Annotated in this window: 23 protein-coding genes and 1 riboswitch; all 23 genes read right to left on the bottom strand. The window is 45.7% G+C overall.

Annotated elements, in window-relative coordinates:
- Position 1 precedes the first annotated feature (1 nt).
- Complete coding sequence (locus JDF658_RS09775) at positions 2–784, bottom strand: flagellar motor protein (RefSeq protein WP_078665287.1); 783 nt, start codon at positions 782–784, stop codon at positions 2–4.
- 10 nt (positions 785–794) lie between these two features.
- Entirely contained in the window at positions 795–992 is a 198-nt protein-coding gene (locus tag JDF658_RS09770; RefSeq protein ID WP_078665288.1) for a flagellar FlbD family protein, read from the bottom strand.
- Between the two features lie 61 nt (positions 993–1,053).
- Positions 1,054–3,138: a flagellar hook protein FlgE gene (locus tag JDF658_RS09765; protein WP_078665289.1), complete on the bottom strand. Its 2,085-nt coding sequence runs from the start codon at positions 3,136–3,138 to the stop codon at positions 1,054–1,056.
- Between the two features lie 77 nt (positions 3,139–3,215).
- Complete coding sequence (locus JDF658_RS09760) at positions 3,216–3,593, bottom strand: TIGR02530 family flagellar biosynthesis protein (protein ID WP_078665290.1); 378 nt, start codon at positions 3,591–3,593, stop codon at positions 3,216–3,218.
- Positions 3,594–3,612: 19 nt separating this feature from the next.
- Positions 3,613–4,008 (bottom strand): flagellar hook capping FlgD N-terminal domain-containing protein, encoded by a 396-nt coding sequence (locus JDF658_RS09755; protein ID WP_079907435.1) that lies wholly within the window; start codon positions 4,006–4,008, stop codon positions 3,613–3,615.
- A 13-nt stretch (positions 4,009–4,021) separates the two neighbouring features.
- Complete coding sequence (locus JDF658_RS09750; RefSeq protein ID WP_159446608.1) at positions 4,022–5,401, bottom strand: flagellar hook-length control protein FliK; 1,380 nt, start codon at positions 5,399–5,401, stop codon at positions 4,022–4,024.
- A gap of 4 nt (positions 5,402–5,405) precedes the next feature.
- Positions 5,406–5,921 (bottom strand): MotE family protein, encoded by a 516-nt coding sequence (locus JDF658_RS09745; protein ID WP_159446607.1) that lies wholly within the window; start codon positions 5,919–5,921, stop codon positions 5,406–5,408.
- A gap of 13 nt (positions 5,922–5,934) precedes the next feature.
- On the bottom strand, positions 5,935–6,384 hold the full coding sequence (fliJ, locus tag JDF658_RS09740) for a flagellar export protein FliJ (protein ID WP_078665294.1): 450 nt from the start codon (positions 6,382–6,384) through the stop codon (positions 5,935–5,937).
- The gene (fliI, locus tag JDF658_RS09735) at positions 6,381–7,712 is read right to left on the bottom strand and encodes a flagellar protein export ATPase FliI (RefSeq protein ID WP_078665295.1); all 1,332 of its coding nucleotides are present in this window, start codon (positions 7,710–7,712) and stop codon (positions 6,381–6,383) included. The genes fliJ and fliI overlap by 4 nt, the downstream gene beginning before the upstream one ends.
- On the bottom strand, positions 7,669–8,481 hold the full coding sequence (locus tag JDF658_RS09730; RefSeq protein WP_159071885.1) for a FliH/SctL family protein: 813 nt from the start codon (positions 8,479–8,481) through the stop codon (positions 7,669–7,671). Before JDF658_RS09730 ends, fliI begins: the two co-directional genes overlap by 44 nt.
- On the bottom strand, positions 8,474–9,478 hold the full coding sequence (gene fliG, locus JDF658_RS09725) for a flagellar motor switch protein FliG (protein WP_078665297.1): 1,005 nt from the start codon (positions 9,476–9,478) through the stop codon (positions 8,474–8,476). The genes JDF658_RS09730 and fliG overlap by 8 nt, the downstream gene beginning before the upstream one ends.
- A gap of 11 nt (positions 9,479–9,489) precedes the next feature.
- Positions 9,490–11,028 (bottom strand): flagellar basal-body MS-ring/collar protein FliF, encoded by a 1,539-nt coding sequence (fliF, locus tag JDF658_RS09720; RefSeq protein ID WP_079907430.1) that lies wholly within the window; start codon positions 11,026–11,028, stop codon positions 9,490–9,492.
- Between the two features lie 28 nt (positions 11,029–11,056).
- Positions 11,057–11,359, bottom strand: a complete 303-nt coding sequence (fliE, locus tag JDF658_RS09715; RefSeq protein ID WP_078665299.1) for a flagellar hook-basal body complex protein FliE — start codon at positions 11,357–11,359, stop codon at positions 11,057–11,059.
- A 22-nt stretch (positions 11,360–11,381) separates the two neighbouring features.
- A complete protein-coding gene (flgC, locus tag JDF658_RS09710; RefSeq protein ID WP_078665300.1) occupies positions 11,382–11,834 on the bottom strand; it encodes a flagellar basal body rod protein FlgC in 453 nt (150 codons plus the stop codon).
- Between the two features lie 3 nt (positions 11,835–11,837).
- Positions 11,838–12,263 carry a flagellar basal body rod protein FlgB gene (flgB, locus tag JDF658_RS09705; protein WP_078665301.1) on the bottom strand — a complete coding sequence of 142 codons (426 nt, stop codon included), beginning with the start codon at positions 12,261–12,263 and terminating at the stop codon, positions 11,838–11,840.
- A gap of 52 nt (positions 12,264–12,315) precedes the next feature.
- Positions 12,316–12,401, bottom strand: a riboswitch (cyclic di-GMP riboswitch).
- Positions 12,402–12,621: 220 nt separating this feature from the next.
- A complete protein-coding gene (gene codY / locus JDF658_RS09700; RefSeq protein WP_079907458.1) occupies positions 12,622–13,404 on the bottom strand; it encodes a GTP-sensing pleiotropic transcriptional regulator CodY in 783 nt (260 codons plus the stop codon).
- Positions 13,405–13,440: 36 nt separating this feature from the next.
- A complete protein-coding gene (gene hslU / locus JDF658_RS09695; protein ID WP_078666172.1) occupies positions 13,441–14,823 on the bottom strand; it encodes an ATP-dependent protease ATPase subunit HslU in 1,383 nt (460 codons plus the stop codon).
- 4 nt (positions 14,824–14,827) lie between these two features.
- On the bottom strand, positions 14,828–15,364 hold the full coding sequence (hslV, locus tag JDF658_RS09690) for an ATP-dependent protease subunit HslV (protein ID WP_278308118.1): 537 nt from the start codon (positions 15,362–15,364) through the stop codon (positions 14,828–14,830).
- A gap of 5 nt (positions 15,365–15,369) precedes the next feature.
- Positions 15,370–16,680 (bottom strand): FADH(2)-oxidizing methylenetetrahydrofolate--tRNA-(uracil(54)-C(5))-methyltransferase TrmFO, encoded by a 1,311-nt coding sequence (gene trmFO / locus JDF658_RS09685; RefSeq protein WP_078666170.1) that lies wholly within the window; start codon positions 16,678–16,680, stop codon positions 15,370–15,372.
- An 11-nt stretch (positions 16,681–16,691) separates the two neighbouring features.
- Positions 16,692–18,749 (bottom strand): type I DNA topoisomerase, encoded by a 2,058-nt coding sequence (gene topA, locus JDF658_RS09680; protein WP_079907427.1) that lies wholly within the window; start codon positions 18,747–18,749, stop codon positions 16,692–16,694.
- A gap of 10 nt (positions 18,750–18,759) precedes the next feature.
- Entirely contained in the window at positions 18,760–19,722 is a 963-nt protein-coding gene (dprA, locus tag JDF658_RS09675) for a DNA-processing protein DprA (protein WP_159446606.1), read from the bottom strand.
- Positions 19,723–19,805: 83 nt separating this feature from the next.
- Positions 19,806–21,155, bottom strand: a complete 1,350-nt coding sequence (locus tag JDF658_RS09670) for a SpoVR family protein (protein ID WP_079907424.1) — start codon at positions 21,153–21,155, stop codon at positions 19,806–19,808.
- A gap of 2 nt (positions 21,156–21,157) precedes the next feature.
- Positions 21,158–22,315: a sporulation protein YhbH gene (gene yhbH, locus JDF658_RS09665; RefSeq protein WP_079907422.1), complete on the bottom strand. Its 1,158-nt coding sequence runs from the start codon at positions 22,313–22,315 to the stop codon at positions 21,158–21,160.
- Positions 22,316–22,318: the final 3 nt, after the last annotated feature.

The following is a 22,318-nucleotide window of genomic DNA, read 5'->3' as shown; positions in this document are numbered from 1 at the left end:
ATTATTTCTCCCCTCCTTCAACAGGGAGCTGAGACCTAATTTTGGGAGATAAAAATGCCATTAGCTTTTCTTTTACAATCCTGGGGTTTTCACCTGCCTGAATGGAAAGTATTCCCTCTATCATTATTTCTCTGATAAGTTGTTCAGTGCTACTTTTACCTTTTAGTTTGTTTGCCAGCGGCAAAAAGATGACGTTTGCTGAAGACACCCCATAAAATGTTGCTATAAAAGCGGTGGCAATAGCCGGACCTAGCCCGGCTACATCCGATAAGTTCCCCAAAACGTGAACCAGCCCCATAACAGTCCCAATAATCCCCATCGTCGGTGCAAAACCACCGGCAGTTTCAAAGATACTTGCGCTGCGATGATGTCTTTGTTCTAAAAAGGCCAATTCTGTTTCCAAAATATTTCTAACAAGTTCCGGGTCTGTACCGTCAACGATTAATTGTATTCCTTTACGTAAAAAATCATCGTCCATGCTACTTGTCTCATTTTCTAAAGCAAGTAAACCTTCTCTTCTGGCTCTTTCAGCAAAACTGACCAGGTTTTCAATAACACTGATCGGGTCAGTTTTTTGAGTAGTAAAAGCTATTTTTAATACCTTTCCGATTTCTTTTATATCTTCAAGGGAATAACAGATCAGGGTAGCCCCTATGGTGCCGCCAAAGACCAGTAAAGCCGCTGATTCGTTGATTAATGAATGTAGTTCCCCACCTTCTAAAATAACACTGATCAACAGCGAAGCAATCGCTAAAACCAGACCAATGATTGTCGCTAAGTCCACTATTTACACCTCACTTCTCTACCGGGAACATACCAATCTGGCGTTTATAGTGAATTACTTTTCCAATAATTTCATCTACACTTTCCTGCACAACAACTTTTTTGCCACTAACAAGGGATATCACCGTATCTGGGGTTTGTTCTATAAACTCTATTTGCTCGCAATTGACAACAAACTCTTTTCCATTTAAACGCGTGACCTTTATCATTTATGTCACCTTCTAATTAATCCAAGCAGCCGAGAGCGGCTGCTTGGATTATCAATTTAAACTACCTCTTTAGATTAACCAGTTCCTGTAACATTTCATCAGAAGTAGTTATAATCCGTGAATTGGCCTGGAACCCCCTCTGGGTCACAATCATATCAGTGAATTCCTGGCTCAAATCCACATTGGACATTTCCAGCGCCCCGGGGGTAATAGAACCCCGTCCACCTGTGCCAGCCGGGCCAATCTGGGCCAAACCGGAGTTGTTGGAACGTTTGAAAAGGTTTTCGCCCATTTTCATCAACCCGCCCGGATTATTGAAATTAGCAATAGCAATTACTGCCAAATCTTTGGTAAAACCGTTAGAGAATATACCGGTAACTGTCCCATTCTTGTCGATGGTAAAGCTCTGCAAAGTACCCGCCGGGTTCCCGTTCTGGTTAACAGCACTGGCTGTAAAAGGCGAAGTGTACTGAGTAAGGGACTTGAAATCAGGAATAATATTTACTGTCTTAGCCCCGGAAGGGGAAAAACTATAAGCTCTGGTCAAATTTATATTTTTCGGATCGATAATCAAGTTTGCCAGTCGGGTTTCATCAGCTTTTAACTGACCGCTCTGATCGAAAATAATATAGCCATATCTGGGATTAAGTTTATCGATTCCCAGGCTAGTTTGTACCTTTAACAAATCATCAACATATTCAGGACTATATGTTGTCGTGTACCATCTAGCGGTATCTACAGTACTACCGCCATATTCGATAGTTATCGTGTCTCCATCCTTAACCTTGATACTTCTGGTTGCGGCATTAGATGCGCCATTGGTAAAATTAAAATCACTTTGGAAAATACCTGTATCAGGACCTGTTTCTGTTAAAGTTATTGTAAAACCAGTAGGATCACTATCCGAATAAATTTTTATTGTTATAGTTTCAGCTACTGAAGGATCAGTATTGGCAGCGGGATCTGTTACGGTAAGCGGATAAGGAACACCTAAATTATCAATATAATAATTATTGCCAAATACGGTGCCCGCTCCAGTATACGGTGCAGTTACATTCAAACTATAGTCTCCGGAAAATTTGGGGTTGCCAGCAGCTACCTGTTTATTTGCCTCCACTGCCGCATAAGCTGCTTCTAAAATAAATAGCTTTTGGGCTACATCCAATGAATCAAAATTAGCCGCGCCCCCCGTGAGATACGATACCTGGTCACGAATGGAAAAGGCTGGATTACCAGTATCCTGAACCAGATCAGAGAATTTTAAGTCCTTAGTAATCGGCTTGCCATCTATGGTAACATTAGGGTTTGCCAGAAAAGCTGCTCTCTGGGCCAGGTTTAATACCTGATATTGCGTTTCCAGCTTCGTGGTTGGTGTAGGAATAGGATCTCCAGGGCCTCCAGGTAATAACGAATCATAGGTGTCAAATTGACCGATAAAAGTTTGAATTATCGCATCGTTATTACCTAAGCTAACTGTATAACCCCAGGTGGTATTTCCATCAGCATCGACAGATAATTTTTCGAAGTTTGTCACTATAGTATGGGCATTGCCAACAGAATCATAAACCTCTACCTGTGTCTGATGAACAGTCCCAAGTTTGGCACTGGCATCCAGGTTGTTGGCATAGGTCACTGCTTCGGTTGCCTGAGGTTTCATGGACTGACCGATGGGAATAGTGATATTAGTTAAGCTGGTATTAGTGACTATCTTGCCATAGGCATCAACTGTGGTCCAACCCATTACCTTCATCCCGTTGGAGGCAAAAATCAGATTGCCATCCTGGTCCAGGTCAAAAATCCCGGTTCTGGTATAGAGCTGATCCGCACCATCAGAAAGGATAAAGAAACCATCCCCCTGCAGGGCCAGGTCAGTGGTCTTGCCAGTAGACTGCAGGTTACCCTGGGTCTGAACATAATCAATGCTGGCCACCTGGACACCCAGACCTACCTGTTGAGCATTGACGCCACCGCGCCCCCCTTGAGGAGCAGAGGCACCTCGAATGGTTTGTACCAGCATTTCCTGAAAATTAACCCGTCCTCTTTTAAACCCAACCGTATTTATATTAGCAATATTATTACCGATCACATCCATTTTGGTTTGATGATTTCTCAAACCCGACACACCAGAGAATAATGAACGCATCATACGCAATCAAACCTCCTCTTTTTGTACCGCTTCAGTCAGTCCACGGCACCTGGGCCTCCTCACTGAGGTCCAGCCCGTTAATCCATAATTACAGCACAATCTATATTGGTAAAGACATTTTCCTTCATTGCTTCTTTGGTTACCGCTGTAATTACAGTCCTGTTTTTGATACTTACCACATAAGCCGTATTATCCAGCCAGATTAGCGCTTCCTTTGCTCCTTTTGCAGCAGCTTTGGCGACAGCATCTTCCAGTTTTTGCTGAGCCCTTTCACTGATGGTGCTGTTTCTGAGGCCCAATCGTTCTAAGGCATGGCCGGAAAACTTCAACTTTTGCTTGTTTACCGCTTGTTGCAGGATCCCCGCAAAATTAACGTTTTTGCTGATGCCATGCCCAGGCTGATTGACAGCAGGTTTTATACTCTGACCGGTAATTCCGCGTAACATCTCACTCATAGCTCTCTATCCCTCCCGGTCACAGGCTAACTTCCAAAATCTGTTCAATGCTTACAACTTGATCATTAACTGTCAGTTTTACCTGTCCATCTACCTTCTGAGCTGCAGTTACCAGCCCGGAAATAACTCTTTCCTGCCCTTTTTCATCAGTCAATTTGGCTTTAACCGTCTTGCCGAGCAGTTCAGTTCCTCGTAACAAGTTAAAATTTAAGTTCAGGTTCTGCATTTGTTCCAGGCTGCTGAACTGGGCCAGTTGGGCAATAAAATCCTTATCTTCCATAGGGCGCAGCGGATCCTGATAGCGCAATTGAGTGGTCAGCAACTGTAGAAACGCATCTTTGCCCAGGTCTTTATTATTTGCTTTTGGTGCTACCCCCCCCTGATTGGTAGTTTGCTGAACCTTACTGATAGTCATCTTTCTCACCTCCTTAAGCTCGATAATTAATCTGACTCAGTTTGATTTCAGCAGCAGTTTCGCTGTGCTCCAGCTCTTCTTGCAACAATGTACGAAGGGAACGTTTTGAGAACTGCTTGAACATACCCGAATTTCTCTCTCGCTGTTCCTGCTGAAAATGCTGAAATATCCCGTTCTGCAGGTCTGAAACAGTAAGTTGTCCCAGTTTCAGCCCCTGGTCAGCCAGGCTTTGTTTGAGATTAGCAAGATCTGCCTCAATAGTTTGACGCACGAAACTATCCAGAACCTTGATTTCCCCTTGCAAAACTCCGTTTTCCACTTTGAGGACAATTTCCAGTTTCCCTAGATGTTCAGGTTTCAATTGAATTGCAATAGTCGTTTTTTGCTGTTCCCTAACCATCTGGCTCTTTTGAACGATTTGTTCAATAATCTGTCTAGTTACTTGCTGTTTATCTGCCGGTGTTTGAACTGGATCACTAGCCCTGTGGAATTCCGGTAGAGAAAAATGCCTGGTTTGAGCAACTGGTTGATCTGAAGTTTCCCAATTCTCCCTTGCCATTTCTTTGTCAGGTTTCCCAAGCTGAATATAGGGTATATTTTCCTTAACCTGGATGAATGCTTTCTCTTTCGAGCCTTTTTCTCCTGAATTTGCAATTAACGTAGCCTTTAACATTTCCGGCTTTTCCTGTTGCGGAACCTGATGCTGTTCTTTAGCGGTCTGCGGTAGATTTAAAACTTCATTAACCAGTACCACTTTGGGTTCCTGGGATCGGATATCAGGTAGTTTAAATCGAAGCGATAAACCGGAATCTTTTATTTGAGGTTTAAGGTCTGGCATATCTGCCTTGGGCATAACTGCTGGAGATTCTTGTTTTAGCACTATCAGATCAGCTAAAGGCTTAACTGGAAACTCATGAAACAATGATGTTTGTCCAGTTGATGGCTCCTTGTCTTCGACAGGTATTGCTGTGTCTGCTAAAATCTGCCCTTGTCCTGGCAGTCTTACCCCTAAAACAGCAGGGGAGACAGTAGGCGGTTGCCTTACTGCATCTACTAATATTGGTCCCTGGCCCGGTTCTTGAACTTGAACTTGAACCTGATCCAGTAGCTGCCCCTCTTGTTCAGTAATCATCTGGGATCGGGGCGCTAATAATGGTATGGAGAGCAGGTTAAAAAGTTCAAGAGGCAAATCCTTAGCCCTGTTAATGCCTTCACCTTCCTCTTTCTGTTTGACTGGCTCAGCCTGTTCCTGTTTGCTTTCCTGCACAGGAGCCAAAACAGAAAGCAGCAATGAGGTAAAATCCCCTGCTTTCCCATTTGCATTGCCTGCAGTCTCAATTTTCTTGAGTTCAGGAAACCCCAGCAGCAAGTCGGCTAAATTGACATTTTCCACTCGCTCACCTCCTCTCATTCAGCATTTTGGTATAACCAGCCGCCTGGTCAGGCGACATAGCCGCCAAAATTTTTGCCACCACATCGGCTTCCATAGCCGCCAGGATGTTGACAGTGAGGTTATTATCCAGCTTAACCAGTACCGCCGCTGCTTGCTGCGGTTTCATCTCAGTATAGTACGCAGCCAGTTGTTGGGCTTTTTTGTCATTATTCTGAAGCCGGCTTTGAACCATTTCCTGTTGCATTTGTTCCATTTCAGCCTTTTGTTTATTGATTTGATCAGTTAAAAGGTTAGCTTGCTTTTCTGTTTCCGTCAATTTTTTCCTGAGCTGTTCATTCTCTTGTTTGAGTTTCTGGATTTCTTCTTCCAATAAGGCTTGCTGATTTTTAACAGTTTTAGTTGTAGCAGTTTTTTCAGTTTTCCGCCAGCTCCAAATCTGGTAATGGTCCAGGGCCCAGGCCGCTCCTGCAACAACCCCTGCTAACAGCAGGACAAATAAAATCCATTTTACTACCCTCATTCCTTTGCCCCCTTTAGCTATGTTCCTGGTACCAGTACCGGACGAGGGCCAATTCATCTAAAATAATCTGCTCTTCTTTTAATTGTTTTTGCCGATGTTCCTCCCATGCTTTGGCCCGGAGGTTTTCTAGCATTTTGCGATAGCGCATTTTCTCCTGCAGCATTGCCATTTCATCCTGATATGCTTTTTCAGCTTCTGCAACCTGAGTTTGTTGTCTTGAGATCTGTCTAGCCAATTTATCCAGATAAAACTGCATCTCAATAAGCTCCTGAACTGAGCAGCCCTTTAACATGTTTTCCTGTTGTGAATAAAGGGCAGTTTGCTTATCCTCCATGAGGGATTCCAGCGTTTCCTGTTCTTTTCTCAACTGCCGCTCTGCCACCCTGGTTTTGTTTAACTGCTGTTCTTCCAGTTTCACAGCCAGATCTAACAGGGCTTGTAAACGAAACTTAAACTTCCTCATGGCCTACTTCCTCGCTCTGTCAGTTGCAGCAAGCGCTGCCAGGTCTCAGTAAAATCCCAGTTTTCCTCGGTATCCTGTTGCAAAAATCCTTTAATCTCCTCTAGATTGGCGATGACATAATCCAGTACCGGGTTGGTTCCATTTACATAGGCACCAATTTCAATTAAATCTCTGGCCTCCTGATAAGTGGCCAGAAAACTGCGGAATCTGGCCGCCGCCAGTCTTTGTTCTTTGCCGACTATTTCTGTCATTACCCGGCTGACACTATTGAGTACATCAATGGCAGGATAATGATTCTGCGCTGCCAGCTGCCGCGATAAAACTATATGGCCATCTAGAATACCTCTTACCGCATCAGCAATAGGCTCATTATGGTCATCCCCATCAACGAGAACGGTGTAAAGACCGGTAATAGAACCCTTTTCACCGGTACCTGCTCTTTCCAGCAATTTAGGTAAGAGAGCAAAAACCGATGGTGTGTATCCTCTGGTTGCCGGCGGTTCCCCTACTGCCAATCCGATTTCCCGTTGTGCCATGGCAAAGCGGGTAATAGAGTCCATCATCAGCATTACATCATAACCCTGATCTCGAAAATATTCGGCTATAGCAGTAGCCACCATGGGAGCCTTCAGGCGAACCATAGCCGGTTGGTCAGAAGTGGCCACCACCACCACCGACCGTTTTAACCCTTCCTCCCCCAGGTCCCGTTCAATGAACTCCCTTACTTCCCGTCCCCGTTCTCCTACCAGAGCGATAACATTAATATCAGCCTTGGTGTTGCGGGCGATCATGCCCAGCAAGGTGGATTTACCCACCCCGCTACCAGCAAAGATACCGATCCGCTGCCCCTTTCCCAGAGTCAAAAGACCATCTATGGCTTTCACTCCAACAGCGATGGGTTCAGAAATGCGCCTCCTGGTCAAGGGGTTGGGGGGTGTATTATGAACAGGATAAACCATACTGCCTTTTATTTCCCCTTTGCCATCGATAGGCTGGCCCAAACCGTCCAGGATGCGGCCCTGCAACTCTGGTCCAACGGGAATTTCCAGATTGCGCCCCAGAGCCAGCACCTCGCATCCCGGTCCTATCCCGCTGGTATCAGCCAGGGGCATCAGTAATACTTTCTTTTCCTTAAACCCCACCGCTTCGGCAAGAATCCTCGGACCGCCATTTCTACTGCTAATAGCACATATCTCCCCCAGTTGCACCCCGGGCCCATTGGCTTCAATAGTAAGGCCAATTATCTGAGTAACCCTACCCTTAACCCGGATCAATTCGGTGTTTTCAATTGACTCCAGATAGCGCCATTTCTTCGCTGTCCAGCTCATCTTCCATCACACCTTTTAAGCTTTCAGCCAGCAGCTGCATTTGCTCTTCCAGAATCGCTTCCACTCGGCCATACTGAGTTTCCAGAATCACACTACCAGGCGACAAACTGGAATCCGGTTGAATCCTTAGCTTGCGAAGGGTAGGATGATTGGCGATTATCTCATCCAGCCAGCCACTGACTTGCTCTACAGCCTGAGGGGCCACATACAAAATTCCTTGCTCACTGTCCAGCACTTTTTCCACTACTGCTTCAACCTGCCCGCGGAGATAGTCTGGATTAATTTCCGGCAGCGCTTTCAAAATGCGGGCAGAAATGGCTAGTACTAGTTCTACCATCAATTCCTCAGCTTCCTTGAGAGCCCGCCTTTTGTTTTCCGTAGCCGCCCTAATAATAGCTGTTAAAGCAGAAATTTTTTCTTCCCATTGCGCTAATGCCTGTTTTTGTCCTTCCTGCAGTCCCTGTTGAAAAGCCTGGGTGCGCAGGTTTTCCCCTTCTTGACGGGCATTGGCCAGAATGGCTTCCGCTTCATCATGGGCTTCAGCGATTATTACCTGAGCCTGTTCTTTAGCCTGGTTGATTAAATCCGCCACCATTTCTTCTGTTTCTTTTAAGATGCTTTCCCGGACCTTTTCCAGTTCTTCCGCATCTGGTTTAAATATTTCAGGTCCAGTTTCTTCCCCGGTTTCATTCAGCTGCAAAATTCTGAGCCGATGAACCGGCAAAGGAGCCAGATTAGCCACATGAGCAGATTTGATGACTTTAGACAATGATCTCATCTCCTCCCCCACGTGCTATGATGATTTCGCCAGCTTCTTCTAGCTTGCGGATAATGTTAACAATTCGCTGCTGCGCATCCTCGACATCCCGCAGACGGACCGGGCCCATAAACTCGATGTCCTCTTTGAGCATCTCCGCTGCCCGCTTGGACATATTGCGACGAATTTTGTTACCAACTTCTTCGCTGGCACCTTTCAGGGCAAGAGCCAGATCCTTGCTGTCAACCTCCCGCAGAACTTGCTGGATTGCCCGGTCATCCAGTAACACAATATCCTCGAAGACAAACATGCGCATTTTGATTTCTTCCGCCAGTTCTGGATTCTGAATTTCCAGGCTTTCCATAATCACCTTTTCGGTAGAACGATCCACGCGGTTCAATATATCTACAATGCTCTGTAATCCGCCGGCAGTAGTGTAGTCCTGGGCAAAAACAGATGACATCTTGCGCTCCAGAACCTTTTCAATTTCCTTGATAACCTCCGGTGACGTACGATCCATTAACGCTATCCGTCTCGCCACATCCACCTGAATTTCCGGCGGCATAGCCGACAGGAGCTGAGCTGACTGATCCGGATTTAAGTAAGCCATCACCAGCGCAATAGTTTGAGGATGCTCACCCTGAATGAAGTTCAATAACTGGGATGGATCAGATTTGCGAATAAAGTCAAATGGTCTAACCTGAAGGTTTAAGGTCAGTTTTTGGATAATGTCAATGGCTTTTTGAGTGCCCAGGGCTCGCTCCAGGATTTCCCGGGCATAGTCGATACCACCCTGGTTAATATACTCTTTGGCTATACAAAGCTGATGAAATTCACGCAACACCTGTTCCGTATATTCCCGGCTGACCTTGCGCAAATTGGCAATTTCAAAGGTCAGTTTCTCCACTTCATCTTCCTTCATTTTTTTCAGCACCTGAGCTGAGAGCTCAGGCCCAAGGGCTATTAGCAATATTGCTGCTTTCTGCTTTCCTGTTAGACCTTTGGCCAACTACATCACCTCTATTCCTCGGCCAACCAGGTGCGTAACAACCCGGCCACATTTTCCGGTTCTTTTTTGGCCAGTTGCTCAATTTCTTCCTGAATTTTTTCCAGTTCAGATTTTTCTTGGGTCTTTTCAATGCTGACGCCGGCCAGAAGCTGTTCCACCGAAACCGGCTCAGGCTGTATTCCGCCTTTAGGAGTTAACACCTTCTTAAGCATGAAAGCAAGCCAGATTAGAACTATCGCAATCCCCGCCCAGATTGCTATCTGTTTGTAAAGTTCCATTTTTTCAGCTTTTGTCAGCTCAGCTGCCAGAGCCTGTTGATCAGATGTATCGAAAGGAATGGCGGTGACTTTAATCATATCACCACGAGCAGTATCAACACCCAGGGCGCTGGCAACAACTTCCTGCACCGCTCCTACTTGATCCTCTTTTACCCTTTGCCCATCCACCATCACTGCTACTGACAGGCGCTTAATTGAGCCAGGCGCTACGACACGATGTTCTTGAGTACGGTCAATCTCATAGTTGCGGATTTTATTGCTCTTATTGCTTTCACTGCTGTTATTCTGCTGAGTTATTTGCTGATAACCGGGGATATTTGTGGTCGTTCCGGGAACTCCCTGCGGAATAGTACTGCTGCCCTTCTGGTTTTCTTCCTGAATCTGCTCTGACCGCGTTACTTTATCTCCCCAGTCCTCTTTGTTGATTTCAACCCGGTCAAAGTCCAGTTCAGCAGTCACTCTAACCACTGCCTTACCCTGTCCAAAAACCCGGTCCAGCATAGACTGGGCTGATTTTTCCATATCCTTTTCCAGCTGCTGTTTTAATTCCAGCTGGGATGCTGTTAGCTTCGAACTATTTTTCTCTTCACTGCCCAGATTAATATCATCACTTAAACTCTGCATATTGGAATCAACAATTGTTACATTTTCCGGCTTTAAACCTTTAACACTATTGGCTACCAGACGGATCAGGCCCACTACCTGCTCTTCTTTTAATTTCTGGTAGGGTTTCAGTTTCAGCATTACTGCCGCTCTAGCTTCCTGTTCGTTCTCCAGGGCAAACAAACTGTTCTGCGGCAATACAATATGAACCCGCGCCTGCTCAACCTCATTCATTCGCATGATAGTGCGGGTCAGTTCTCCTTCCAATGCCCGCTGGTATTTGGCCTGACGATCGGTATCTGTCTCCCCGAATTTAGGCTGGTCGAATAATTCAAAACCCACCACGCCACCAGTAGGTACACCATCACTGGCCAGTTTTAAGCGAATAGAAGCTTGCTGGTCAGCGGGTACCAGGATGGTCTTGCCATCCGCTGAAACCTGATATGGCACTTTCATCTCATCCAGTTTGGCTGTGATGGCACCAGCGTCGGCTGCTTCCAGGTTAGTAAAAAGGGGCTGATAATCAGGCTGCCGGTAAAAATACAAAATCGCCCCAATGGCTACAACAACAGTCACTGCCGCCGCCAGGGCCAGTATTTTCTGGGTTTGGTTGGCCTGTTGCCAGAATTGCATCAGTTTTTCCCTGACTTTGGCATATAACTCTTTCATATCCACCTTCCTCACTAACCTTTAACTTTTATACCTGCATGCGCATGATTTCCTGATAGGCCTCAATTACCTTATTGCGTATTTGTACCGTTAATTGCAAAGCCAGATTAGCTTTTTCCCCAATAATCATTACGGTGTGCAAATCAGGGGCCTGACCGGTCAAGAGTTGCATCCTGGCGGCATCGCTCTGTTTTTGCAACTCATCCACTTTGGCCAAATTGGCAGCCAGTATTTCACTAAAACTGGGACCCTCACTGTTAGTAACAGTTTTTGTTTTATCCAACCCCAGGGGTTGAGCCAATCCGCTGCTTTGGATTGCTTCGATTTTCATTCTTTCACCCCTTTTCCGCTAATTAACGGCCAATATCCAGAGCCTTGACCGCCATGGACTTAGCAGCATTCAAGGCGGTAACATTGGCTTCATAAGCTCTCGTAGCTGAAATCATGTCTACCATTTCCGTCACTACATTCACATTCGGCATTGTCACATACCCCTGGTTATCGGCATCCGGATGCTGGGGGTTGTAAACTCTGGGTAAAGGACTCTGGTCTTCTGCAACCTGAACTACCCTAACTCCCTTTCCCGCAGGAACAGGTTTTTGCTGCCCCAGAGCATTCTGTAAAGCCTGGGCAAAGGTAAGCTCATCGGCCCGCTCTGCAAAAACTACCATTTGCCGCCGATAAGGGCCTCCGTTCTGCGTTCTGGTAGTATTAACATTAGCCAGATTGTTGGAAATAACATCTAGCCGCAACCTCTGGGCCGTCAATCCTGAAGCACTGATTTCCAGACTGTCAAACCAGCTCATTAATTAGCGCCTCCCTTCGGAGATCACATATTTCAGCTTGGCAATTTCCGCTCCAATTTGTCTGGATAAAGCTTCATAATAAATGGTGTTTTTCGCCAGTTCAGCCATTTCCAAATCAATATCTACATTGTTACCATCATTTCGGAGAGAAGTATCCTCCTGCCGGACAAGCTGAGGTTGAACAGCCACAATTGGGACAGAACCAATGGGCAAATGTTTAGCATCCGTTCTGACACCTGCAAGGGTAGTCTTTTCTCCCTGTCCTAACGCTGCAGCCAGAACCTCTTCAAAAACCACATCACTGCGTTTAAAACCAGGTGTGCTCACATTAGCAATGTTATTGCTTAAAACCTGATGCCGCAGGCTGGCTGCATCCAGACCCCGTTCTAAAAAATTGATTGTCGAAAGATTGAGAATGCGCTCGATCATCTCGCTATCCCTCCAAAAAATAAACCCGGCAGAGGCCAGGGCAAGAGAACCCTTTGGTAACCCGGCTGCCATACTCATCTGAGCTACAGGCCCGTGGCTTTGCGTCTTGGCCTTTCGACCAAGTTGCCCTGAGCAAAGGACAGGACTTTAGTCCCATATTATTGCTTTTTGTTTAACCATTTTCGTTTTTCTTCTTTTTTTGTCATCTTATGTCGCATTATATATTCGCCGCAGCTGGCGAAATTCCTTTCTCTTATCAATAAAATATCAAGCTTTACCTTAAAAAATATAGTATTTGTTGCTGGAAAGACAAGAAAAAAAACCACCAGTAAGGTGGTTTTTCATCGTTTTCTAAAAATTAGTGTTTTAGCTTTTTTAGTTCTTCCAGCAGCCGATCATTTAATACCCGGATATAAGTGCCTTTCATTCCCAGGGATTTGGACTCAATCACACCTGCGCTTTCAAATTTTCGCAGAGCGTTTACAATTACCGAACGCGTAATACCTACCCGGTCAGCAATTTTGCTGGCCACCAGCAATCCTTCTTCCCCGCCCAGTTCCTCAAAAATATGCTCAACTGCCTCCAGTTCCGAGAAGGACAGGGTAGCCAGAGCGATTTGAACAGCCGCTTTTTTCCTTGCTTCTTCTTCTACTCGCTCGGCTTTAGATCTGAGGATTTCCATTCCAATAACAGTCGCACCATATTCGGCCAGGATTAAATCGGCATTACTGAATTCAGTATTAAATTTAGCCAGGACCAGAGTGCCCAGGCGGTCACCGCCACCCAGTATGGGAACTACCGTTGTACGCTTCCCACTGAATATACAGGTATGCCCGCCTTCAAAAACACAGGTGTTGGCCCGCTGGTGAAAATCAGTACAAGTATCAGAAACTTTAAGCAGAGCCTCATTGTATGCCTCAGGAAACCGCTCTGCCTGTTCCACGATCTGAACCATGGTGTCACATTCGAATTTTTTCATAAACGCATGGCCCAGTACTTTTCCTCTTCTTCCCACAATGTAAACATTGGCATCTACACAATCACACAAAACTTTGGCCATTTCTTCAAAATCTACAGGGTTGCCCGCTGCTTTCTGTAAAAGTCGGTTGATCTTCCTCGTCTTCTCTAAAAGTATTTCCATTTCTTCCATTCCTGCTGTCCCTCCAAAGAATAGTGTTTATAAAATATATCGGCTCAAATCCCGATTTTGCACCACATCAGCCAGCTTTTTTCTGACATATTCGGCATCAATAGTAATATGTTTTTCCTCAGTTTCCGGAGCAGCAAAGGCAATATCTTCCAGAACTTTTTCCAAAATAGTGTGTAATCTTCGTGCCCCGATATTCTCTGTTTCTTCATTTACAGTATAAGCTATTTTCGCTATTTCAGCAAGGGCATTTTCAGAGAATTTAACTTCTATGCCTTCTGTAGCCAGCAAAGCTGTATATTGCTTGATTAATGAGTTCTGCGGCTCAATTAAAATTTGTAAAAAATCCTGTTCACTCAATGGTTCTAATTCAACACGGATTGGAAATCTTCCTTGCAGTTCTGGAATCAAATCCGATGGTTTCGCAACATGAAAGGCACCAGCAGCAATGAAGAGCATGTGATCTGTTTTGATGGCCCCATATTTGGTCATGACGGTTGAACCTTCCACAATCGGCAATATATCCCGCTGAACCCCACCCCGCGACACATCTGGCCCACCAGTCTGTTCCCTGGCTGCAATCTTGTCAATTTCGTCCAGAAAAATTATTCCTGTTTCTTCTGCTCGCTCAATCGCTGCTGCAATCACTTCATCCATATCAATGAGTTTCTGTGCCTCTTCCTGCATCAATATTCTTCTCGCTTCCGCTACAGTTACTTTCCGTTTTCGCTTCTTCCTGGGCAGGAAGCCGCTTAGCATATCCTGAATATTCAAACCCATATCCTCAATGCTTCCCGAAAAAACTTCCACCACCGGGCGGTTAGTTTCTTCGATTTCGATTTCAATCAACATATTATCCAGCTTGCCTGCTTTTAGTAACTGGCGCTGATGAACCCGCTGGAGTTCATCTTGTTCTGATACCTGTACCGGTTCCTGCTCTTCCTGATTGCTACCAAAAAACAATTCGAAAGGATTTTTGCGGTTCAAATTTTGCTGAGTTCGAGGGGCAATTATGTCCAGTAACCGCTCCTCAGCCAGTTCATAGGCGCGTTCTTCCACTTCCTGCATTTTTTCTTCTTTGACCATGCGAATGGACGTTTCCACCAGATCCCTTACCATTGCCTCTACATCCCGGCCAACATAACCGATTTCCGTAAATTTCGTAACCTCCACTTTAACAAAAGGAGCATTCACCAGTTTGGCAATCCGACGAGCTATTTCGGTTTTACCCACTCCGGTTGGACCGATCATAATAATATTTTTAGGAAGCACTTCTTCCTGCAGTTCTCTGGGCAGCCTTTTCCGCCTAATCCGATTGCGCAGTGCTATGGCCACAGCTTTTTTAGCCTTATGCTGACCCACTATATATTTATCCAGTTCCTGTACTATCTGTTTAGGAGTCAGTTCCTGCACTGTCTTACCCCCCTATCCGCTTCACAGTAATATGCTCATTGGTATATACACAGAGAGAGGCAGCGATTTTTAAAGCCTCTTCTGCCATGCTATCTGCAGGCAGTGCAGAATGATGATACAAACCCTTCAGGGCTGCCATTGCATAGGCGCCTCCTGACCCAATAGCTATATATGGCTGATCAGGCTCAATCACTTCACCGTTCCCGGAGATTATCAGTATTTGTTGTAAATCAGCCACAATCATCATGGCTTCCAGTTTCATCAGGATTTTGTCCCGCCGCCATTCTTTGGCCAGCTCGACAGCGGCTCTGGTTAAATTTCCTCTGAATTCCTCTAGTTTGCTCTCAAACTTTTCAAAAAGTGTAAAAGCATCAGCTACCGAACCGGCGAAACCGGCCAGCACTTTACCACCATAAAGTTCCCGCACTTTGCAGGCCTGGTGTTTCATAATTATGGCATTGCCGAAAGTTACCTGCCCGTCACCGGCCATAGCAGTAATCCCTTGCTTACGGACAGCGGCTATCGTCGTTCCCTTTAACAAACCAATCACCCCCATCGGTAGCGGAACTGTTCCAAATCCGCCAGGGCCCGTTTGGCCAGTTCCAGATTTCTTTCTTTCTTGTTCTTTATCCTGGTTGCAAGGGCCGGGAAAAGGCCATAGGTTACATTCATCGGTTGAAAATTATCCGGCCGGGCACTGGTAATATAATGAATCAATGCCCCATGGGCAGTGGTTCGGGGCCAGACCAGCGGTTCTTGTCCTATGGCCAAACGGGCCGCATTGGTACCGGCAATTAAGCCCGCTGCCGCTGATTCTACATAGCCCTCGACCCCGGTAATCTGCCCGGCAAAAAACAAAGTCGTCCTTTTCCTGGTTTGCAGAGTAGGTAATAAAATTCTGGGGGAATTTATGTAAGTATTCCTATGCATTACACCATAACGGACAAATTCCGCCTTTTCCAGCCCGGGAATCAAGCGGAAAACCCTCTCCTGTTCCCCCCATTTCAAGTGAGTCTGGAAACCCACCAGGTTATAGAGGGTCCCTTCGGCATTATCCTGACGCAACTGTACCACTGCATAAGGCTGTTTACCGGTACGGGGATCAATAAGTCCTACAGGCTTCATGGGCCCAAAGAGCAATGTCTTTTCCCCCCGGGCTGCCAGCACTTCTACCGGCATACAGCCTTCAAAAAAAATCTGTTTTTCAAAATCCTTTACCGGTGCTTTCTCTGCTTCTACCAGCTCACGCCAGAATCTCAGATATTGTTGTTCGTCCAGTGGGCAGTTCAAATATTCATCCCCCTGCCCCTTGCCATAACGGGAAGCAGCAAACACCTTGCTGAAATCCAGAGATTCCCTGGTTACGATGGGGGCTGCGGCATCAAAAAAATACAAATAATCTTCCCCGGTAAACTTCAGAATAGCCTCTGCCAGGGCAGCAGAAGTCAGCGGCCCCGAAGCCAGAATCACAATCCCTTCCTCCGGAATGGCGGTTACTTCTTCCTGAATAACAGTGATCCGGGGGTGTTTATGAATGGTTTCCGTTATGTAACGGGAAAAGCCCTCCCGATCGACCGCCAGGGCCCCACCAGCCGGCACCTGATATTTTTCCGCCGCCTGCATTATGAGAGAGTTCTGCCGGCGCATCTCTTCTTTAAGCAAACCCACAGCATTTTCCAGAGCATTGCCTCTCAGAGAGTTACTACAAACCAGCTCAGCAAAATAACCGGTATGATGGGCCGGTGTCATTTTAGACGGCCGCATTTCCTTTAAAACCACATTTACACCTAGATTCGCCGCCTGCCAGGCGGCTTCACAACCAGCTAATCCCGCTCCAATAACCTGTATCGTAGCCACTTTCTTTCCTCCTAAGATACCTGGGCCTTAGTTTTGCATTTAATACACTCTGCTATTTTCTTGCTTTTTCTCACCATTAGCGCAGAGCACTGGGGACATTTCTCCGGTACCGGTTCGTTCCAAACCGTAAAATCACATTCCGGATAATTAACACAGCCAAAAAAGGTTCTTCCTTTTTTGCTCCGCCTTTTCACCAGCATACCACCACACTGAGGACACAATACCCCCGTTTCCTCCAGCAAGGGTTTGGTAAAACGACACTCCGGAAAATTAGGACAGGCCAAAAATTTACCAAAACGCCCGGTTTTGATCACCAGATTAGCCTGACAATTAGGGCATTTTTCCTCAACCACCGGATCCGCTACCACAATTTTTTCAGCTTTTATTTCCGCCTGCTGCAATTCTTCTCGAAAAGGCTCATAAAAACTACGGACTACATCTACCCAGCGCTTTTCCCCTTCTTCAATTTTATCCAGATCCTCTTCCATTTTTGCAGTAAATTCCACATCAATAATATCCGGGAAAAACTGTTTTAATAACTCCACTACCATTTGTCCCAGTTCGGTAGGATAAAAATGTTTTTGTTCCCTGGTAACATAGCCCCGTTTCTGAATGGTTTCGATGGTCGGAGCATAGGTTGATGGACGTCCAATCCCCAGTTCCTCCAAAGTCTTAACCAGAGAAGCTTCTGTGTAACGGGGTGGTGGCTGGGTAAAATGCTGTTCCGGTTTCAGTTCTCTTAATTCCAGCCATTGCCCTTCAAATACAGGGGGAATCTGTTTTTCCTCTTCCTTCTCCTCATCCTGATAAATTTTCATAAATCCGGGGAAAATCACCACCGTACCGGTAATACGGAACAAATATGGTGATATGTCTACATCGATGCTGGTTGTTTCCAGCTGAGCTGGAGCCATCTGACTGGCCAGAAAACGATCCCAGATCAGCTTATATAGCCGGTACTGATCTCGGGTCAAAAACTGCTTGATATTTTCCGGCGGTCTGCTCATAGAAGTAGGCCGAATAGCTTCATGGGCATTCTGAATTTTACCTTTGCTGGCGAATTGTCGCGGCTTTTCCGGTAGGTAAGCATTGCCAAATTCGGTTTTGATATAATCCGCCGCTTCTCGCTGTGCCTCTTCTGCAATCCTGACCGAATCGGTTCGGATATATGTGACTAAACCGACAGCTCCCTCTTTTCCCAGTTCAATCCCTTCATACAGCTGCTGAGCCAGCTGCATAGTCTTGCGGGTGGAAAAATTCAGCCTTTTGCTGGCCTCCTGCTGCAGTGTACTGGTAGTAAAGGGAGCAGGCGGTTGACGCAACCTGGCTTTCTTCTTCACTGCTGTTACCTGAACCTGCTGGATACTGGCCAGGTCCGCCAGGATTTTTTCCATCTCTTCCCGATTTTTAATTTCCGCTTTCTGGTCACCGATTTGTACCAGCTTCCCTACCAGTTTATGAGTCTGCCCTGGTTCAGTAAAAATGGCTTCCAGGCTCCAGTACTCTTCCTGAACAAACTCGCGAATCTCTTCCTCGCGATCACAAATCAACCGCACCGCAACAGATTGCACCCGTCCGGCTGAAAGCCCTTTTTTGATCTTCTTCCAGAGAAATGGACTCAAGGAATAACCCACCAGACGGTCCAGTACGCGCCGGGCCTGCTGGGCATCAATGCGATGCCAGTCCAGCTGGCGTGGTTGTTTTACGGCCTTTTGAATGGCTGCTTTGGTAATTTCATTAAATTCAATTCTACACCTGGCTTCAGGAGGTAGTTCTAACAAGTTAGCCAGGTGCCAGGCAATGGCTTCCCCTTCCCGGTCCGGGTCAGTAGCCAGCAGAACTTGATCTACTTTTTTGCTCTCAGCTTTGAGGGATTTGATCAAATCCCCTTTACCCCTGATGGCGATATATTTAGGAGCAAAATCCTTTTCCACATCTATTCCCAGCTGACTTTTCGGCAAATCGCGTACATGTCCCATGGAAGCTGCTACTTTAAAACCTCTGCCCAAAAACTTGTTGATAGTTTTTGCTTTAGCTGGAGATTCAACGATCACCAGGGTTTTTGCCACAATCAACACCTCACGCCCAAAAATTGTTGCCAAAACGAATAACCTGTCCACGCAGTTCCATTCTGGTTAATTCCGCCATGACTATATCCAGATTCAGATTGAGTTCACGGGCCAAAGCTACCGCATCGGTAAAGCCCCGGTTAATTAAGGATAAAATTCTGGTCGGGAGTTCTGAATCTGCAGTATTTTCCTTTACCGGCGGTAAATCCAGATCCTCCAGGTCACAAAGCGGCATGGCTCCCTGTTTTATCAGGTTATTGGTTCCTTTAGAATATATACTGGTAATGGGTCCAGGGACCGCCCAGACTTCCCGTCCCAGTTCCAGGGCGTAATCTACAGTAATCAAGGTACCGCTGTTTTCTGCTGCCTCAACCACAATCAGCTTCTGACCTAAACCAGCAATAATGCGGTTGCGCATGGGAAAATGCCAGGGTTTAGGCTCTGTTCCCGGCCAGAATTCGGACAATAAACAGCCCCGGTTTATGATTTTCTCCGCCAGGGACCGGTTTGCAGCCGGATATATGCGTCCCAGCCCATTGCCCAGGACCGCAATGGTCAGACCAGAACGCAGAGCTCCCTGGTGAGCAAAGCTGTCTATGCCATAGGCTAGCCCTGAAACCACTACATAGCCACAGGCAGCCAGCTGATTACTAACCTGCACAGCCACCTGTCGCCCGTATTCGGTACCTTTTCTGCTGCCGATTACGGAAATCATGGGTTTCTTTAAAACTTGCTTGTCCCCCTGGCCAAAAAGAAGAAGGGGCGGCTGATGCAATTCCCGCAAAGCCGCAGGATATTCCTCATCTTCATCAGTTACCCACCAGATCCCCTGCAGTTGTAATTCTTCCATCAGGGTAGAAGGGTCACACTCCAACCGGAAGCTGATCTTTTGCCCCTGAGCATAATAGTAATTGATGGCTTTGGCTGGCCCCAGCTGGTAGACCAGGGCCAGCTTCAATTGACGCCTATCCATCTCTTTTTGACTCCTCATTACCATAGAATTCCTGCAACTTCACTGCTTCCACTATAAATAAGATAGTTTGAAAAGTCAAGCAATCACAATAATCGCTTGCTGCTTCTGAAACCATCGCTGGTAAAAAGAACGCGTTTATTGTCGATAACTGTCTCCAGATGTACCGGTCGACCCCAGAGGAAACTGACATAATGCAAGGTTTTTTCCAGATATTTTGTATCCAGCTCAATTCCTTCATACCTGTGTAAGAGATACAGCTCATGCCGTTTGTTATAATCCCCATCTACCGCTTCTATATAAGGAAATCCACAATTATTCAAGCTAAAGACCAGATTATCCCTGATTTGTTCCCATTTTTTCTCTGTTATCTGCCAGTTTTGCCCCACCTTTTGATAAAGATAAAGGTCCAGTTCCTCTACCAGCTCTTCATTTAAATAATTTCGCAAAAATGACTGATCATGATCCACTTCCCTGATCAGAAACAGCTCATCCCGGCCGTATTTTTTATCCAGATATTCCCAGATACGCCAGCCTACCAGGTAGGGATTGATATGATAGGGATTAGGCTGGCTGATGCCAGCATGGAGTTTAGCAAATTCAATAGCCTCATCTTCGGTTAGAGCCAATTCCCGCATAATCCGGACGTGCCAGAAAGTAGCCCAGCCTTCATTCATGATTTTAGTTTCCAACTGGGGCCAGAAATAGTACATTTCACTGCGAATCATAGCAATTATATCCCGTTGCCAGTCCGTTAAATCCAATGAGTTTTCCATAATGAATTTCAGCAAATCTTTTTCCGGCAGCTTCTTATTGTTTTCCTCCTCCTCTTCTTGGTCCTGTATTTCTCTGCTATCCAGTTGCCAGAGATCAGCATAGGACCCAGCAGGCTCTGGCTTTTTTTCTTTGACAGGCCTGCCGTCTTTCTCCTTAATCTGGTGTGGATTAATATGCTCCTGAATAGAGAGAACAGCATCAAGAAATTTCTCCACTTCCCGAAAACCATAATGAAATTCATAGTCGGCAATCCGCAGAGCATGCACAGCCATAATGTCCACCATTTGGCGATCTGTTCTGGCAAACCAGCGGTTATTTTTAAAAAAATCGCAATGGGCATAGACATGGGCTATTACCATTTTATTTTGCACTAAACTGTTTCCCTCTAACAAAAAAGCATAGCAGGGGTTAGAATTGATTACCAGTTCATAAATTCTGCTCAAGTTGTAATCGTAGGAAGTTTTCATCTTGTGAAATGCCTTGCCAAAACTCCAGTGGGAAAAGCGGGTAGGCATCCCATATGCTCCAAAAGTATAGATAATATCGGCAGGACAAATTTCAAAACGCATATCAAAAAAATCCAGACCAAAATCCAGGGCGATGGCTTCGATTTCGCTAATAGCTTTTTGCAGAGCTTTGATTTCCTGTTTATCTGCCACCGTTACCCCCCCTTTTGTGCCATATCAGCCTGGGGTCCAAAAAAAGCTTTCAGGGCTGGATAGACACCAGTTTTATCTTTTATGGTTACAGCTACAAAACGAGGATGGTTAATCCGCTTAAAAACAGAATATAGAGTGCTATGCCGGTAATAGGGCCCGACAATTTCTCCATAGCCAACCATATTACATTGTTCTGCCAGCTGATGTAACAACTTGACACACAATTCATTGTCTGAAGCCAGATTATCGCCATCCGAAAAATGAAAGGCATAAATATTATAATCCTGGGGACTATAGCGTTTTTCAATAATATCCAGGGCCAGTTTATAGACCGAGGAACAGCGCGTACCCCCTGATTCGCCTTTAGTAAAAAATTCGTCTTCTGTGACCTCTTTAGCCTCAGTGTGGTGGGCTAAAAACACTATATTTACCGCTTTATATTTTGTACGCAAAAACTTCACCATCCAGAAAAAGAAACTGCGAGCAATGTATTTTTCAAAGGGCCCCATTGACCCGGAAGTATCCATCATAGCCAGGACTACTGCATTGGCGTGATACTCAAATTTTTCCACCCAGGTTTTAAATCGCAAGTCATCTTTGCTGATTTTGCCAATTCCTTTAATTCCCTTTAATGCATTGCGTTTCAAATTCTCCAGAAGTGTTCTTTTCTTATCCAGGTTGCCCGTAATACCCACTTTGCGGACATCATTGAAGTGATATTTCACATTCTCCAGCTCTGGTGCCGTTTTTTGTTCCAGATTGGGTAGTCCCAGATCTTCGAAAATCAATGCTGCCAGCTCATCTACCGTTACTTCTGCTTCATAATAATCAAACCCAGGCTGATCGCCGGCGCCCGGGCCTTTACCCGGTCCTTTGCCGGCTTTCACATCTGACCCCAAAACATCACCGACTTTACTGTCTCCTTTACCCTGGCCCACATGCTTTTGCTTGTTAAAATTATAGCGGAAACGATATTCATCCAGGGAGCGAATGGGAACTTTAATTATCTTTTTACCATCAGACATAATGATGCTTTCTTCACTAACAATATCTGCCAGATTGTTTTTTATAGCTTCCTTTACCTTCTCCTGATGTCTTTGTTGATCAAGGAACCCTTTGCGATGCAGTGACCAATCGTCCCGGGAGACAATCGATGTCATATT

The sequence above is a fragment of the Carboxydocella sp. JDF658 genome, from assembly GCF_002049395.1.
Taxonomy (GTDB): domain Bacteria; phylum Bacillota.
This window is presented reverse-complemented; position numbering and strand designations above follow the sequence as displayed.